The organism is Pantoea osteomyelitidis (assembly GCF_044342975.1).
In the GTDB taxonomy this organism is placed as follows: domain Bacteria; phylum Pseudomonadota; class Gammaproteobacteria; order Enterobacterales; family Enterobacteriaceae; genus Pantoea; species Pantoea osteomyelitidis.
This window is the reverse complement of the sequence record NZ_JBGFSN010000003.1, coordinates 525,641-540,630: the sequence shown is the minus strand read 5'-3', so window position 1 is coordinate 540,630 and position 14,990 is coordinate 525,641. Positions and strand designations below refer to the sequence as shown.

Here is a 14,990-nt window from a genome sequence, read left to right as displayed (position 1 = left end):
GGAAACGGTGTCGATAATCATCGATAATCCTGAATGGTGCGCAGCAGCTTGCCGCCGCGCAGACAGAATATACCCTATTTTATGCCGCGTCGGGTATTAATGCGTAATCAGGGTGCCTTCTTTTTCACCCATCACCACGCGACGCAGTGCGCCAGGTTTGTTCATATTGAACACGCGAATGGGCAGCTGATGGTCGCGCGCCAGGGTAAAGGCGGCCAGATCCATCACTTTCAGTTCGCGTTCAAGCACATCCTGATAGCTTAACTGCTCATAGAGCGTGGCATCCGGGTTTTTTACCGGATCGGCAGAGTAAACGCCGTCGACTTTGGTCGCTTTCAGCACTACGTCCGCTTCGATCTCAATGCCGCGCAGACAGGCCGCTGAGTCGGTGGTAAAGAATGGGTTGCCGGTACCGGCAGAGAAGATCACTACGCGGTTGTTACGCAGCAGGCTGATCGCCTCAGCCCAGCTGTAGTTATCGCACACGCCGTTAAGCGGAATGGCGGACATCAAGCGCGCATTGACGTAGGCACGGTGCAGCGCATCGCGCATCGCCAGGCCGTTCATTACGGTCGCCAGCATGCCCATATGGTCGCCCACTACGCGGTTCATGCCCGCCTGCGCCAGACCCGCGCCGCGAAACAGGTTACCGCCGCCAATGACCACACCAACCTGGATACCTAATTCGACCAGCTCTTTCACCTCTTGCGCCATGCGGTCAAGCACGCTCGCGTCGATACCAAAACCTTCGGCGCCTTGCAGGGCTTCGCCACTCAGTTTCAGCAGGATACGTTGATAAACAGGTTTTGCGTTGGTCGCCATGGTCATTTCTTCCTGGAAGATGTGATGAGTGAAAAGTTAAATCTGATCGATCATCCGCTTAGTGCCAGATAATAGCTATTGGGATGAGACTGAAAAAAGTGTTTACAGCACACAGCAGACAAAAAAGAACCGCCTTCTGGCGGTTCTTTCAGAGCATTAAGACTGTTTGGACATTGCCGCTACTTCAGCAGCGAAGTCGCTTTCAACTTTCTCGATGCCTTCACCCACTTCGAAGCGGATAAAATTAATCACGTCAGCGCCCTGCTCTTTCAGAGCCTGGCCAACGGTTTTGCTCGGGTCGATAACGAAGTTCTGACCGGTCAGAGAAACTTCACCGGTGAATTTCTTCATACGGCCTTCAACCATTTTCTCTGCGATCTCTTTCGGCTTGCCAGACTGCATGGCGATGTCCAGCTGGATCTGGTGCTCGCGCGCAACCACTTCCGCAGACACATCTTCCGGCTTCACGTATTCCGGCTTGCTGGCAGCAACGTGCATAGCAACCTGTTTGATCAGCTCTTCGTTAGCGCCTTTGGCAGAAACCAGTACGCCGATACGCGCGCCGTGCAGGTAGCTGCCCAGCTCTTCGCCTTCCAGTACTGCAACGCGACGAATGTTGATGTTCTCGCCGATTTTCGCTACCAGCGCAACGCGCTGATCTTCGAATTTCGCTTTCAGCACGTCAACGTCAGTGATGCGATCGGCAGCAGCCACTTCCAGAACTTCATCAGCAAATGCCTGGAAACCGCCGTCTTTCGCCACGAAGTCGGTCTGGCAGTTTACTTCCAGAATCACGCCGTAGTTGCCAACGATTTTGGTTTTGATTACGCCGTCAGCAGCAACGTTGCCTGCTTTCTTCGCAGCTTTCGCCTGGCCAGACTTACGCATGTTGTCGATTGCCAGCTCGATGTCGCCGTTCGCTTCGGTCAGCGCTTTTTTGCAGTCCATCATGCCTGCGCCAGTACGCTCGCGCAGTTCTTTTACCAGTGCAGCGGTAATTTCAGCCATTCCAGAATCCTCGGTTCGTACCTGTATGCTTTCACACCAGCAGGCACCTGTTGCGGAAAATTTACTCTGTCCCGCCAGCCCGAACGGGGGCGTAACAGACTTGGATAAAATAAAGGGGCCCTGTCAGGCCCCTTACAGATCACATCTGATGTCTAAGGGCTCTGTAAAAGAGCAAACCTTATTAGGCGTTCTCTAAAGACGTATCTTCAGCCTGCTCAGCCAGATCCTGAGAACGACCTTCGCGCACGGTAGCGGCGACGGCAGACAGGTACAGGCTTACAGCACGGATCGCATCGTCGTTACCCGGGATAACGTAATCAACGCCGTCCGGATCAGAGTTGGTATCAACGATAGCAAATACCGGAATACCCAGGTTGTTTGCTTCTTTGATTGCGATGTGTTCGTGGTCGGCATCGATCACAAACAGCGCGTCCGGCAGACCGCCCATATCTTTGATACCGCCCAGGCTGTTTTCCAGCTTGGCCAGTTCACGAGCGCGCATCAGCGCTTCTTTTTTGGTCAGTTTGTCGAAGGTGCCGTCCTGAGACTGAGTCTCAAGATCTTTCAGACGTTTGATAGACTGACGAACAGTTTTCCAGTTAGTCAGCATGCCACCCAGCCAGCGGTGGTTAACGAAGAACTGGTCGCAGCTCAGCGCAGATTCTTTAATCGCTTCGCTTGCAGCGCGCTTGGTACCAACGAACAGGATCTTGCCTTTATGAGAGGAGATCTTTTTCAACTCAGCCAGAGCGTCGTTGAACATCGGTACAGTTTGCTCAAGGTTGATGATGTGAACTTTGTTACGCGCACCGAAGATGAACGGCTTCATTTTCGGGTTCCAGTAACGGGTCTGGTGACCGAAGTGTACGCCGGCCTTGAGCATGTCGCGCATGGAAACAGTTGCCATGATTACCTCTGGGTTTTGATTGGGGTTGAGCCTCCATGTATCCCATACCACCGACCTCTTGCGAAGCACCCCGGAGTATGTGTCGATACATGTGTGTTTTATTACACATAATGAGATTTATGCGTTTCCTGCCAGCTTTACAGCCGTACAGAGAATCGTCGGCGCGCTTTATACCATAAAGCAGGGTTCGAAGCCAATAATTGTTGTCTGCCACGTCCCGGACGTTCTCTATTTGGCAGGCGTTTTGCCGACTGCTAACATGACAGCACAGAGTTCATTATTGCCGAAAAATTCGGCAACTGCGGATAAATTTAATGGCAATATCAATCAAAACCCCTGAAGAAATCGAAAAAATGCGCGTCGCGGGCCGTCTCGCCGCCGAGGTGCTGGAAATGATCGAACCGCACGTCAAGCCGGGCGTTTCGACCGGCGAGCTGGATCGCATTTGCCACGATCACATCACGAACCAGCAGAAAGCGATTTCCGCCAGCCTCGGCTATCACGGCTTCCCGAAATCGGTCTGCATCTCGGTTAACGAGGTGGTGTGCCACGGCATTCCCAGCGACGATCGCCTGTTGAAGGATGGCGATATCATCAATATCGACGTCACGGTGATCAAAGATGAGTATCACGGCGATACCTCGAAGATGTTTATCGTCGGCAAGCCGACTATTCTCGGCGAGCGTCTGTGCCGCGTAACGCAGGAGAGCCTCTACCTGTCGCTGCGCATGATCAAGCCGGGCATCCGTTTACGCGCTCTGGGACGCGAAATCCAGAAATATGTGGAAGCCAACGACTTCTCCGTGGTGCGTGAATATTGCGGCCACGGCATCGGCAAAGGCTTCCATGAAGAGCCGCAGGTGCTGCATTACGATGCGGATGACGGCGGCGTTGTGCTGCAGGCTGGCATGACCTTTACCGTTGAGCCGATGGTCAACGCTGGCGACTACCGTATCCGCACCATGAAAGATGGCTGGACGGTGAAAACCAAAGATCGCAGCTTGTCCGCGCAGTATGAGCATACTATTGTGGTGACGGAAAACGGCTGTGAGATTTTAACCCTGCGTCAAGACGACACCATTCCTGCCGTGCTGGTCAACGAAGGGTAAAAAAGCGAAATCATAAAGAGCCGGCGCCAGGCCGGCTTTTTTATGTCACCAATGAAGAGAACGAGTCGATGAGTGGTAGCGTGACGGATGCAGTAAAAAACAGCCTGAAGGACTCCCCGGCAAACTGGGATGACGATGCGTTAACCCGTGAAAACCTCAAACAGCGTCTGGAGAGTTTTAATCAACAGCTGGCCGCGGCTTTTGACGCTGGCGAAACGGCGGAAAAGCTGGTCAAGGCGCGCACGCGCTATATCGATCGCCTGCTGCGCCGCCTGTGGCGCTTCTACGGCTTTGACGCGATGAGCGACATTGCGCTGGTGGCCGTCGGTGGCTATGGCCGTGGCGAACTTCATCCGCTCTCCGATATCGACATTCTGATCCTGAGCCGCCAGACGCTGGATGAGCAGGCGGCGCAGCGCGCCAGCGAGCTGCTGACCCTGATGTGGGACCTGAAGCTGGAGGTGGGCCATAGCGTGCGCACGCTGGAAGAGTCTCTGCTGGAGGGGTTATCCGATCTTACCGTCGCCACCAACCTCATCGAATCACGGATGCTCACCGGCGACGTGGCGCTGTTTCTGGAGATGCAGAAGAATATCTTCAGCGATGGCTTCTGGCCCTCGGCACGCTTTTACGCCGCCAAAATTGAAGAGCAGCAGGAGCGGCATCAGCGCTATCACGGCACCAGCTACAACCTGGAGCCGGACATCAAAAGCAGCCCCGGCGGCCTGCGCGATATTCATACGTTGCTGTGGGTGGCGCGCCGCCATTTTGGCGCCACTTCGCTGGATGAAATGGTCGGCTTTGGCTTTTTAACCGAGGCCGAGCGTAACGAACTGAACGAATGTCAGGCGTTTCTCTGGCGCATCCGTTTCGCGCTGCACCTGACGCTGACCCGTTATGACAACCGCCTGCTGTTTGATCGTCAACTCACCGTGGCACAGCGCCTGAACTATCAGGGCGAAGGCAACGAACCGGTTGAACGCATGATGAAGGATTTCTATCGCGTCATGCACCGCATCGGCGAGCTGAATCAGATGCTGCTGCAGCTGTTTGATGAAGCGATTCTGGCGCTCCCCGCTACCGAAAAGCCGCGCATGATCGATGATGACTTTCAGCTGCGCGGCAACCTGATCGATCTGCGCGATGAAACGCTATTCGAACGCGAGCCGCAGGCCATTTTGCGCATGTTTTATGTCATGGTGCGCAACGAGAACATTAAAGGCATCTACTCCACCACGCTGCGCCAGCTGCGCTACGCGCGCCGCAACCTGAAACAGCCGCTCTGTCAGATCCCGGAAGCGCGCCGCTATTTCATGTCGATTCTGCGCCATCCCGGCGCGGTCAGCCGCGCGCTGGTGCCGATGCACCGCCACAGCGTGTTATGGGCCTATACGCCGCAGTGGGGAACCATTGTCGGCCAGATGCAGTTTGACCTGTTCCACGCCTACACGGTGGATGAGCATACGATCCGCGTGCTGCAGAAACTGGAGAGCTTCGCCGATGAGGCGACGCGGCCGAAACACCCACTCTGCGTCGAGCTGTGGCCGCGTCTGCCGCAGCTGGAGCTGATGCTGATGGCCGCGCTGTTTCACGATATCGCTAAAGGGCGCGGCGGTGACCACTCGATACTGGGCGCGCAGGATGTGCTGGAGTTTGCCGAGCTGCACGGGCTTAACTCGCGTGAAAGCCAGCTGGTCGCCTGGCTGGTGCGCCACCATCTGCTGATGTCAGTGACCGCACAGCGGCGTGATATTCAGGACCCGACGGTTATCCAGCAGTTTGCCGAAGTGATGCAGAATGAAAATCGTCTGCGCTATCTGGTCTGCCTGACGGTGGCGGATATCTGCGCCACCAACGAAAGCCTGTGGAACAGCTGGAAGCAGAGCCTGTTGCGCGAGCTTTTTTTCGCCACCGAGAAACAGCTGCGGCGCGGGATGGAAAACAGTCCGGATCTGCGCGAGCGTGTGCGTCACCACCGCCTGCTGGCGCTGGCGCTGCTGCGTATGGACAATCTCGACGAGGAGCGGCTGCATCATATCTGGAGCCGCTGCCGGGCCGACTATTTCCTGCGCCACACGCCTAATCAGCTCGCCTGGCATGCCCGCCACCTTATCACGCACGATCTCAGCAAACCGCTGGTGCTGGTGAGTCCGCAGGCGACGCGCGGCGGCACGGAGATATTTATCTGGAGTCCCGATCGTCCGCATCTGTTTGCTACCGTGGCGGGTGAACTGGATCGCCGCAATCTGAGCGTACACGACGCGCAGATTTTCACCAGCCGCGACGGCATGGCGATGGATACGTTTATCGTGCTGGAGCCGGATGGCAGCCCGCTGGCGCCGGATCGTCATGCGATGATCATTCAGGCGCTGAAACAGGCGATCACGCAAACCGAATGGGTCCCACCACGCACCCGCCGTCAGTCGTCGAAACTGAAGCACTTCAGCGTAGAGACGCAGGTAAAATTTCTGCCGACCCATACCGAACGCCGCAGCTACCTGGAACTGGTGGCGCTCGATCAGCCCGGCCTGCTGGCGCGCATCGGTGAAGTGTTTGCCGATCTCGGCGTTTCGCTGCATGGCGCCCGTATCAGCACCATTGGCGAACGCGTAGAGGACTTATTTATTCTGGCCAACAGCGAGCGTCGCGCGCTTGATGCTGAAATGCGCAATGTGTTGCAAGAACGGTTGACAGAAGCCCTTAATCCAAACGATAAAGTGTGACCGAAATCGCTTTATCATCCTATTGAAAGTTAAATGCGCAGGGATGACGGTGATAGCGCCGATAACCGGGGCGATTTCTTACTCCCTGCACCGGACATGACAGAATCAGGAAAAATTATGCAACAGCTACAGAGTGTTATTGAATCCGCCTTCGAGCGCCGCGCCGACATTACTCCGACCAGCGTCGACACCGTAACCCGTGAAGCAATCAATCAGGTTATCGCGCTGTTGGACAGCGGTGCGTTGCGCGTCGCAGAAAAAATCGACGGTGAATGGGTAACGCATCAGTGGCTGAAAAAGGCCGTTCTGCTCTCCTTCCGCATCAATGACAACCAGGTAATGGAAGGCGCAGAGACGCGTTTCTACGACAAAGTGCCGATGAAATTCGCCAACTACGACGACGCGCGCTTCAAAAAAGAGGGCTTTCGCGTGGTGCCGCCGGCCGCCGTGCGTCAGGGTGCGTTCATCGCGCGCAATACCGTGCTGATGCCCTCCTACGTCAACATCGGCGCATTCGTTGACGAAGGCACCATGGTTGATACCTGGGCGACCGTAGGCTCCTGCGCGCAGATTGGTAAAAACGTTCACCTCTCTGGCGGCGTTGGCATCGGCGGCGTGCTTGAGCCGCTGCAGGCTAATCCAACCATCATTGAAGATAACTGCTTTATCGGCGCACGTTCTGAAGTGGTTGAAGGCGTGATCGTGGAAGAAGGCTCTGTTATCTCTATGGGCGTTTACCTCGGCCAGAGCACCAAAATTTATGACCGTGAAACTGGCGAAGTGCATTATGGCCGCGTTCCGGCTGGCTCGGTGGTGGTTTCCGGCAACCTGCCGTCCAAAGATGGCAGCTACAGTCTCTACTGTGCGGTGATCGTGAAAAAAGTGGACGCGAAAACCCGCGGTAAAGTCGGCATCAACGAACTGCTGCGCACCATCGATTAATCCTTTTCGGGCCGTTGCTGACGGCCCGTCATCTTTTCTTTACAGTTCATACGAAATTTCCTGTTTCGCAGCGCGAATTAACAGGTGCGTTTACTTTTCATTCAGTTCATAATCCGCGCCAGTTTAATCAGGCCGCGCAATGTCCATCCTGGGTTTTGAGTCTAAAGTTGTTTAAGTATTCCCTGAAAAAAAGCCAGTTGTAACTGGAAAGATAAGGGTAATTGCGCGCTTCCCACTCTGCTATTGGAACGAAAGCTATGTATGACAATCTCAAAAGCTTAGGCATCAGCAACCCTGACGATATCGACCGCTACAGCCTGCGTCAGGAAGCGAACAATGACATTCTGAAAATTTACTTCCGCAAGGATAAAGGTGAATTTTTTGCCAAAAGCGTGAAGTTTAAATATCCGCGCCAGCGTAAAACCGTAGTAGCGGACCATATCGGCCAGGGTTATAAAGAAGTGCAGGAGATCAGTCCCAACCTGCGCTATGTCATCGACGAACTGGATCAAATTTGTCAGCGCGATCAGGTAGAAGTCGATCTGAAGCGTAAAATTCTTGACGACCTGCGTCATCTGGAAAGTGTGGTTTCTCACAAGATCACTGAAATCGAAGCGGACCTCGATAAGCTGACCCGCAACAGTCGCTAATCACTCTTCCTGTCGGGGTGAACTATTTCACCCCTTCTTACCCCTGTTCATCCAGCTGCAGCGCCACATAGAGCAGCAGTCGATCGTCAAAATTACTCAGATTCAGACCGGTCAGCTCCGAAATGCGATTGAGCCGGTACTCCAGCGTATTGCGGTGAATAAACAGCGCTTTTGCCGTGGCTGATGGCTGCACGTTATGGCTAAACCAGGCGACCAGCGTGCGACGCAACAGACCGTTATTGTCCATACTTTTCAGCTTCGCCAGCGGGCGCGCCAGTTCGTTGGCCTGCCAGCCGCCGCGCAGGCTATCCAGCAGCACCGGCAGCACCAGATCCTGATAAAAATAGCTGCGCTGATCAGGCATACGCTGTTTGCCCACCATCATGGTGGTATGGGCGGTGCGATAAGAACGCGCAATGCTTCCCGGCCCGGTAAAATAGTTGCCCAGCGCGATACGCATACGCAGATTGCCGCTCTGTTTCATACGTTGCAGCAGCTGCTCGACGCGCTTGCGGTGATCGTCCCGATCGTAACGTCCGTGCGCATTGAGGGCGGGCTTGAGCACCACCATTTCGGTGAGGGAAACGATGGCGATCAGATTGTCGCGCTCGGGCGTGGTCAGCAGCGTTTGTAACTGCTGGAGCTCCGCCATCGCGCTGTCTACGCCCAGCTGCCCGCTGTCCACCTCCACCACCGCCACCACGCGCGGCTGATTGAGATCGATGCCCAGCCGTTGCGCCCATTCGCTCAGCGTTGGCGGCAGCGTTTCGCTGCGGATCAGATTCAGCACCAGCTCTTCGCGCAGGCGACTGTCCTGCGCCAGCATATGCAGCAGGCGCGTCTGCTCCAACATCATCTCTGCCGTCATGCAGACCAGCTCGCCGTAATGACGCAGCGTAACCGGCTCGCCGGTCAGGCCAATCACGCCGATGATGTCGCCATCGATGCGCAGCGGAAGATTAATGCCGGGCCGCACGCCGTGCAGATGTTTCGCCACCGCGTCGTCAATGTCCACGACCCGTCCCTGAGAGAGCACCAGCAGCGCACCTTCGTGCAATTCACCAATGCGCTCCCGATCGCCGCTGCCGATAATGCGTCCTCTGGCATCCATTACGTTGACATTGCTGTCAATAATTTTCATGGTGCGCGCAACAATATCCTGCGCCAGCCGGGCGTCCAGATGATAAGTGGCCATGAAAAACTCCTGCAAAGGATAAGGAGATAAAGAATACGCGCCTGTTTGCCCGCTGACATTGTGCAGCTGCACAGAGGGCGGCAGGGAAGCGCAGAATTGCGTCTGGCGTCACACTTCATGGCCAGCGTAACGGAGATGGGCTGTAGCGGGACAAAGAAAAGGCGGGCCTGCGCCCGCCTGAAAAATCGTGCTAACGGCTAAGCTTACTGCATCAGCAGATAGATGCTGCTGTCGCCGCGTTTCACGTTGAGCGCCAGCACCGACGGCTTGGTATCGAGCAGCTTGCGCAGCTCGCCGAGGTTGTTAATACGCTGCTGGTTAACACCCAGAATCACATCGCCTTTTTTCAGGCCAATACGCGCGGCCGCACTGCCCGCCTTCACGTTATCAACCTTCACGCCTTTCACGCCGCCAGCATCGTTGTTGCTGAGATCGGCGCCTTCGATGCCGGTATAAATGGTGGCGGACTGCACTTTATCCTGGGTGCTCTGCATTAATTCCACGGTCACTTTCACCGGCTTGCCGTCACGCAGCAGGCCCAGCTCCATTTTGGTGCCAATCGGCAGCGAGCCGACTTCAGCGCGCAGCGCCGCGAAGCTGCTCAGCGGTTTATTGTTCAGCGAGACGATCACGTCGCCAGCCTGGATGCCCGCTTTTGCCGCCGCTGAGTTCGGCAGTACCTGGCTGACAAAGGCGCCGCGCTGGGCGTCCACCTTCATCGCTTTTGCCAGCTCAGAGTTAAGCTCGGTGCCCATCACGCCCAGCTCGCCACGTTTCACCTGACCATATTCCACCATCTGCGCGGTCAGGTTTTTCACCATGTTGCTCGGAATCGCGAAGCCGATACCGATATTGCCGCCGTCCGGCGCCAGGATCGCCGTATTGATACCGATCAGTTCGCCGTTCAGGTTCACCAACGCCCCGCCAGAGTTGCCGCGGTTAATCGCCGCATCAGTCTGAATAAAGTTTTCATAATTTTCCACGTTCAGTCCGCTGCGGCCCAGCGCGGAAACGATGCCGGAGGTAACCGTTTCGCCGAGACCGTACGGGTTGCCGATAGCCACGGTATAGTCGCCGACGCGCAGGCTGTCGGAATCCGCGATTTTAATCGCGGTCAGGTTTTTCGCCTCGCTCAGCTGGATCAGCGCGATATCGGAACGCGGATCTTTACCGATCACCTTGGCATCGTAACGACGACCGTCGCTCAGTTGCACCTGAATTTTCGTGGCGTTATCCACAACGTGGTTGTTGGTCACCACATAGCCTTTATCGGCGTTGATGATCACACCGGAACCGAGCGCGCGGAATTTTTCCTGCTGGGTATTGCCGCCGTCCGGGCTGGCACCGTCCTGACACATCGGCGAGCTCTGGAAAGGCGAGCCATCCTGACAGAAAGGCGAATTATCGCCAAAAAATTGCTGGAACTGCTGCGGCAGACGCGGGTTTTTAACGGTGGTGCTGCCTTCTACGCTGATACTGACGACCGAAGGCATCACTTTTTCCAGCATCGGGGCAAGACTGGGCAGTTGCTGGTTGGAAGAAGAGGCCGTTTCGGCAGCAGAAACAGTGACAGGAGCCAAAGCCATGCCAAGGCTAAGCGCCAGCGCGCTCAACACTAAAGTCGTTTTTTTCATTTGTCGTTGTCTCATTAAAGAAATATGTCCAGACCATTGCTGTAGTCATGAGGTTGAGATTAATTTTTTAGCGCGAAGTTCCTAAAGAAGTTTTAGCCAAAGGTAAAAATTTATTCCGCCTCTTTACAAATCTCCTGTTATTCTACTGCCATCAAACGGCGATACTCATCCCATGCATAGAGATCGGTCATACCGCTGATATAGTCCTGAATCAAACGGAAACGATAATAACGTTCCCATAACAAACGCTCATATTTATGCCCGATATTCAGCGAGCGCATTTTATGCTGATAGGCTTTACGGTGCTTGCCGGAGAGCTTGTGAAACAGACGCGTCTCAATCGGATGTCCTTTGAGAAAATCCTCACTGATCAAGCAGCTAAAGTCCTCGTAGCTAAGCTTCATCAGCGGTTGGTAGATTTCCAGCAATCCTTTGATCACCCGGTAACCCTGCAATTCCAGCTGTTCGACTTCAGAGTGGTTAAATACGTGCTGTCGGGCAACCGTTTTAAATAAATGCAGCAGTCGCCCTTCTTCACCTTCATCCTCTAATAACGCGTGATTGAAATCTCCGTTGAAAATGGCTGGCAAATTTTCGACAAATCTTTTTACTGCATAGGTCACCAGAACGCTCTGCACATTCACCCGCAGCGACATAAAGAACTGGTCGCTCTTGCTGCGACGTTTCTTATTACAGGCTTCACGCCAGGCTTCGCCTATTGTACGGCTGAACGCATCGCCGGGTCGGATGGTTCCCCACGCCTGTGAAAGAAATTCATACAAAGCCTCGACTTTAAATATCGCCTTTTCCACCGCATCATCAAGATCGGCAATACAGTAGGAAATGTCGTCCGCCGCTTCCATAATATAGGTCAGCGGAAAACGATGATGTTCCGCCAAATCTGTTTCCTGGCGCAGCTCGGCAATGTATTCCCGCTCAGACAAATAGAAGCCCGGCTTTTTCATCAGCGCGCTAAATTGCGCGGGCTTTTCGCCCTGCCACCAGGCGGGAGCGGTATATTTTAAAATGCAGGCGACCTGTGAATAACTGAGATTAAGCTGCAACAGCGTATGCACCATACGAATCGCCTGGGCATTGCCTTCGAAATGACAGAGATCCTGACGAATCATCGCGTTCAGGCAATCAAAATCAGCCTGCTGTGAATCATCCGCTACCCCCGCCACCACCGGGTCGACCAGCTCTGGCGGCAGGTTATCCTCGAACCAGTCGTTAATCGCCGCCTCGCCGAAATGACCAAAGGGCGGATTGCCGACGTCATGCAGCAGGCAGGACATCTCCACCAGGCTTTCAAACGCCCCTTCTAGCTCATCGAGGCCATACTGCGCCAGCCCGCCGCGGCTTTTCAGCGTTTGAAGGATCTCTTTCGCGATATAGCGACCGGTCTGCTGCACTTCCAGCGAATGGGTCAGGCGCGAACGCACGGCCGCGTTGCGTTCCAGAGGGAAGACCTGGGTTTTTTGCTGTAAACGGCGGATCGCCGCAGAGTTGATAATACGTCCGCGATCGCTTTCAAAATGGCGGGTAATAAAATATTCGCCTTCGGGATCCTTACGGCTGGTATAGGGTCGGGAGAAGCTGATCTTCGTCCTGAAATTGATCGTCGCCATCATTACCCCTTATTTTTACCTGAATTAATCCCCTGACAGCCATGATAGACTATGCCTCACTTTCGACGATTAATTCCACAACATTAGCGAGACTCTCTATGAAAGCAGGCATTATTGGCGCAATGGAGCAGGAAGTCACTCTGCTGCGTGACAAAATTGAAAACCGTCAAACGCTTACGCTGGCTGGCTGTGAAATTTACACCGGCACGCTGAACGGCGTTGAGGTTGCCCTGCTGAAGTCGGGCATTGGTAAAACGGCGGCCGCGCTCGGCACCACGCTGTTGCTTGAGATCTGCAAGCCGGACCTGGTGATCAACACCGGCTCGGCGGGCGGTCTGGCGCCCACGCTGAAAGTGGGCGATATCGTGGTGTCTGAGGAAGTGCGCTACCACGATGCGGATGTCACCGCGTTCGGTTATGCGCCGGGCCAGATGGCAGGCTGCCCGGAAGCCTTTGTTGCGGATAAAGCGCTGATTGCGGCGGCGGAAACCTGCATTCAACAGCTGGATCTGAATGCGGTTCGCGGCCTGGTGGTGAGCGGCGATGCCTTTATCAACGGCGCGGAACCGCTGGCGCGCATTCGCCACACCTTCCCGCAGGCGATTGCCGTTGAGATGGAAGCCACGGCGATTGGTCACGTCTGTAATCAGTTCAAAGTGCCCTTCGTGGTGGTGCGCGCTATTTCCGACGTGGCGGATCAGGAATCTCACCTGAGTTTTGAAGAGTTTCTCACCGTTGCGGCGAAGCAATCATCGCTGCTGGTCGAAAACCTGCTGGCCCGCCTGGCGCGTGGTTAAATTCCTCCGGCGGCTGGCGCTCTGGCTGCTGCTGTTCAGCGGCAGCCTGTTTGCCGCCGCCCCGCGCGTGATTACGCTCTCTCCGCACCTTACCGAACTCGCTTTCGCCGCGGGCATCACGCCCGTCGCGGTCAGCGCCTTTTCCGACTATCCGCCTGAAGCGAAAAAGCTTGAGCAGGTCGCCAACTGGCAGGGAATCAAGGTTGAACGCATTCTCGCGCTGAAGCCCGATCTGGTGCTCGCCTGGCGCGGCGGCAATCCGCAGCGGCAGATCGATCAGCTACAGCGGCTGGGGATTCAGGTGGAGTGGATCGATCCGGTCAACATCGACGGAATGATCGCCGCCCTGCGCAGCCTGGGAAAATGGAGCCCGCAGCCTGCTCTGGCGCAGCAAAACGCAGAGAAACTGCAGCAGCAGGAAACTTCATTGCGCCAGCGCTACAGCCAGCAGCGCAAAATTCCTGTTTTCTTGCAGTTTGGTCAGCAGCCGCTTTTTACCGCAGCGAAAGCGACCTTACAGAACGAGATTATTTCACTGTGTGGCGGTGAGAATATCTTTGCCGCCAGCGTCGTGCCCTGGCCGCAGGTGAGCCGTGAGCAGGTATTAGCGCGCCAGCCGCAGGCGATTGTGATCGGCGGCAGCGCCGCGCAGGCCGCCAGCGTCGCGCAATTCTGGCAGCCGCAGCTTAAGGCTCGGGTGATTGCCATTAACGATGATTGGCTCAGCCGCCCAGGGCCGCGTCTACTGTTAGCCGCACAGCAACTGTGTGTCGCGCTCCACCCTGAATAATAAATCATCAATACGGATTAAAGAAAAAGCAGAATTTGCCGTTAATCCACTAACGAGACATTGAGTACACGTATGCTCTTTGTCCGTTTTTTAATGCGTTATGCATTTTTGACAACACCAGGAATTTATTATGACCCGGGCCATTTTGCTGGCTTTGGGGCTGTTGATGGTCGCTGGCCCCGTTGCCGACGCGTCAACCACCGGCTCCATTGCCGTAAAGCTCACGATCTTTTCCCGCTGTAAAATTGAGCAGGGGGGGAACCAAAACGCCGTAACCGCGATCGACTGTGGCCGTCATTTCAGCGCGCAGCCGCGCGTGACGCAGAGCAATGTCACCGATCAGAGCACACGCAAAACGGTAGCGAAGCTGGTAACGATAGAGTGGTAAGGGACGGCCGCCGTCAGGCGGCCAGTGCCCTCAGATACTGAAGGAAGAGCCGCAGCCGCAGGTGGTTTTGGCGTTGGGATTGGTCACGATGAAACGTGAACCCTCCAGCCCTTCGGTATAATCAACCGAACCGCCTACCAGATATTGCAGGCTCATAGGGTCAACCACCAGCGAGACGCCCTGTTTCTCAATGGTCATGTCGCCGTCGTTCATTTTGTCGTCAAAGGTAAAGCCATACTGGAAACCGCTGCAACCGCCGCCGGTGATATACACACGCAGCTTCAGCTCCGGGTTCTCTTCATCAGCGATCAGGTTTTTTACCTTACTGGCTGCCGCGTCGGTAAATTGCAGCGGCAGTGCTGCTAAATCTTCACTCATCTTTCACTCCGGTAAACGT

General features: G+C 55.2%; 14 protein-coding genes. 7 read left to right on the top strand and 7 right to left on the bottom strand.

Annotated features, from left to right (window positions below; all coding sequences use genetic code 11):
• Window positions 1-96: 96 nt before the first annotated feature.
• From pyrH to rpsB, 3 genes are all read right to left on the bottom strand, one after another.
• A complete protein-coding gene (pyrH, locus tag ABU178_RS04700; protein ID WP_397212449.1) occupies window positions 97-822 on the bottom strand; it encodes a UMP kinase in 726 nt (241 codons plus the stop codon).
• A 156-nt stretch (window positions 823-978) separates the two neighbouring features.
• Entirely contained in the window at window positions 979-1,830 is an 852-nt protein-coding gene (tsf, locus tag ABU178_RS04695; protein WP_397212447.1) for a translation elongation factor Ts, read from the bottom strand.
• Window positions 1,831-2,011: 181 nt separating this feature from the next.
• Window positions 2,012-2,737 (bottom strand): 30S ribosomal protein S2, encoded by a 726-nt coding sequence (gene rpsB / locus ABU178_RS04690; RefSeq protein WP_397212445.1) that lies wholly within the window; start codon window positions 2,735-2,737, stop codon window positions 2,012-2,014.
• Between the two features lie 314 nt (window positions 2,738-3,051).
• On the opposite strand from rpsB, the gene map reads away from it, so the two are divergent.
• From map to ABU178_RS04670, 4 genes are all read left to right on the top strand, one after another.
• Complete coding sequence (gene map / locus ABU178_RS04685) at window positions 3,052-3,846, top strand: type I methionyl aminopeptidase (RefSeq protein ID WP_397212443.1); 795 nt, start codon at window positions 3,052-3,054, stop codon at window positions 3,844-3,846.
• A 68-nt stretch (window positions 3,847-3,914) separates the two neighbouring features.
• On the top strand, window positions 3,915-6,569 hold the full coding sequence (gene glnD / locus ABU178_RS04680; RefSeq protein WP_397212441.1) for a bifunctional uridylyltransferase/uridylyl-removing protein GlnD: 2,655 nt from the start codon (window positions 3,915-3,917) through the stop codon (window positions 6,567-6,569).
• A 117-nt stretch (window positions 6,570-6,686) separates the two neighbouring features.
• Complete coding sequence (gene dapD, locus ABU178_RS04675) at window positions 6,687-7,511, top strand: 2,3,4,5-tetrahydropyridine-2,6-dicarboxylate N-succinyltransferase (protein WP_397212439.1); 825 nt, start codon at window positions 6,687-6,689, stop codon at window positions 7,509-7,511.
• Window positions 7,512-7,768: 257 nt separating this feature from the next.
• On the top strand, window positions 7,769-8,161 hold the full coding sequence (locus ABU178_RS04670; RefSeq protein WP_397212438.1) for a DUF3461 family protein: 393 nt from the start codon (window positions 7,769-7,771) through the stop codon (window positions 8,159-8,161).
• Between the two features lie 37 nt (window positions 8,162-8,198).
• Here the strand turns inward: ABU178_RS04670 and ABU178_RS04665 are convergent, their stop codons facing one another.
• The 3 genes from ABU178_RS04665 to dgt form a co-directional block, all read right to left on the bottom strand.
• Window positions 8,199-9,356: a CdaR family transcriptional regulator gene (locus tag ABU178_RS04665; protein WP_397212436.1), complete on the bottom strand. Its 1,158-nt coding sequence runs from the start codon at window positions 9,354-9,356 to the stop codon at window positions 8,199-8,201.
• Window positions 9,357-9,559: 203 nt separating this feature from the next.
• Entirely contained in the window at window positions 9,560-10,990 is a 1,431-nt protein-coding gene (degP, locus tag ABU178_RS04660) for a serine endoprotease DegP (protein WP_397212434.1), read from the bottom strand.
• Window positions 10,991-11,127: 137 nt separating this feature from the next.
• Window positions 11,128-12,618, bottom strand: coding sequence for a dGTPase (dgt, locus tag ABU178_RS04655; RefSeq protein WP_397212432.1), 1,491 nt, complete (start codon window positions 12,616-12,618; stop codon window positions 11,128-11,130).
• 98 nt (window positions 12,619-12,716) lie between these two features.
• Here dgt and mtnN point away from each other — a divergent pair, with 98 nt between their 5' ends.
• The 3 genes from mtnN to ABU178_RS04640 all read left to right on the top strand — a co-directional run bounded on the left by mtnN (window position 12,717) and on the right by ABU178_RS04640 (window position 14,593).
• Window positions 12,717-13,415: a 5'-methylthioadenosine/S-adenosylhomocysteine nucleosidase gene (gene mtnN / locus ABU178_RS04650; RefSeq protein WP_397212430.1), complete on the top strand. Its 699-nt coding sequence runs from the start codon at window positions 12,717-12,719 to the stop codon at window positions 13,413-13,415.
• Window positions 13,408-14,205 (top strand): vitamin B12 ABC transporter substrate-binding protein BtuF, encoded by a 798-nt coding sequence (gene btuF / locus ABU178_RS04645; protein WP_397212428.1) that lies wholly within the window; start codon window positions 13,408-13,410, stop codon window positions 14,203-14,205. Before mtnN ends, btuF begins: the two co-directional genes overlap by 8 nt.
• A 130-nt stretch (window positions 14,206-14,335) precedes the next feature.
• Window positions 14,336-14,593 carry a hypothetical protein gene (locus ABU178_RS04640; protein ID WP_397212426.1) on the top strand — a complete coding sequence of 86 codons (258 nt, stop codon included), beginning with the start codon at window positions 14,336-14,338 and terminating at the stop codon, window positions 14,591-14,593.
• A 30-nt stretch (window positions 14,594-14,623) separates the two neighbouring features.
• Here the strand turns inward: ABU178_RS04640 and erpA are convergent, their stop codons facing one another.
• Window positions 14,624-14,971 (bottom strand): iron-sulfur cluster insertion protein ErpA, encoded by a 348-nt coding sequence (erpA, locus tag ABU178_RS04635; RefSeq protein WP_397212424.1) that lies wholly within the window; start codon window positions 14,969-14,971, stop codon window positions 14,624-14,626.
• Between the last annotated feature and the right edge of the window lie 19 nt (window positions 14,972-14,990).

Coding starts and splice junctions, on each gene's coding strand:
- ABU178_RS04670 (WP_397212438.1), top strand. CDS start 7,769: ATGTATGACAATCTCAAAAGCTTAGGCATCAGCAACCCTGACGATATC.
- erpA (WP_397212424.1), bottom strand. CDS start 14,971: ATGAGTGAAGATTTAGCAGCACTGCCGCTGCAATTTACCGACGCGGCA.
- glnD (WP_397212441.1), top strand. CDS start 3,915: ATGAGTGGTAGCGTGACGGATGCAGTAAAAAACAGCCTGAAGGACTCC.
- tsf (WP_397212447.1), bottom strand. CDS start 1,830: ATGGCTGAAATTACCGCTGCACTGGTAAAAGAACTGCGCGAGCGTACT.
- dapD (WP_397212439.1), top strand. CDS start 6,687: ATGCAACAGCTACAGAGTGTTATTGAATCCGCCTTCGAGCGCCGCGCC.
- pyrH (WP_397212449.1), bottom strand. CDS start 822: ATGGCGACCAACGCAAAACCTGTTTATCAACGTATCCTGCTGAAACTG.
- mtnN (WP_397212430.1), top strand. CDS start 12,717: ATGAAAGCAGGCATTATTGGCGCAATGGAGCAGGAAGTCACTCTGCTG.
- rpsB (WP_397212445.1), bottom strand. CDS start 2,737: ATGGCAACTGTTTCCATGCGCGACATGCTCAAGGCCGGCGTACACTTC.
- ABU178_RS04640 (WP_397212426.1), top strand. CDS start 14,336: ATGACCCGGGCCATTTTGCTGGCTTTGGGGCTGTTGATGGTCGCTGGC.
- degP (WP_397212434.1), bottom strand. CDS start 10,990: ATGAAAAAAACGACTTTAGTGTTGAGCGCGCTGGCGCTTAGCCTTGGC.
- map (WP_397212443.1), top strand. CDS start 3,052: ATGGCAATATCAATCAAAACCCCTGAAGAAATCGAAAAAATGCGCGTC.
- dgt (WP_397212432.1), bottom strand. CDS start 12,618: ATGGCGACGATCAATTTCAGGACGAAGATCAGCTTCTCCCGACCCTAT.
- ABU178_RS04665 (WP_397212436.1), bottom strand. CDS start 9,356: ATGGCCACTTATCATCTGGACGCCCGGCTGGCGCAGGATATTGTTGCG.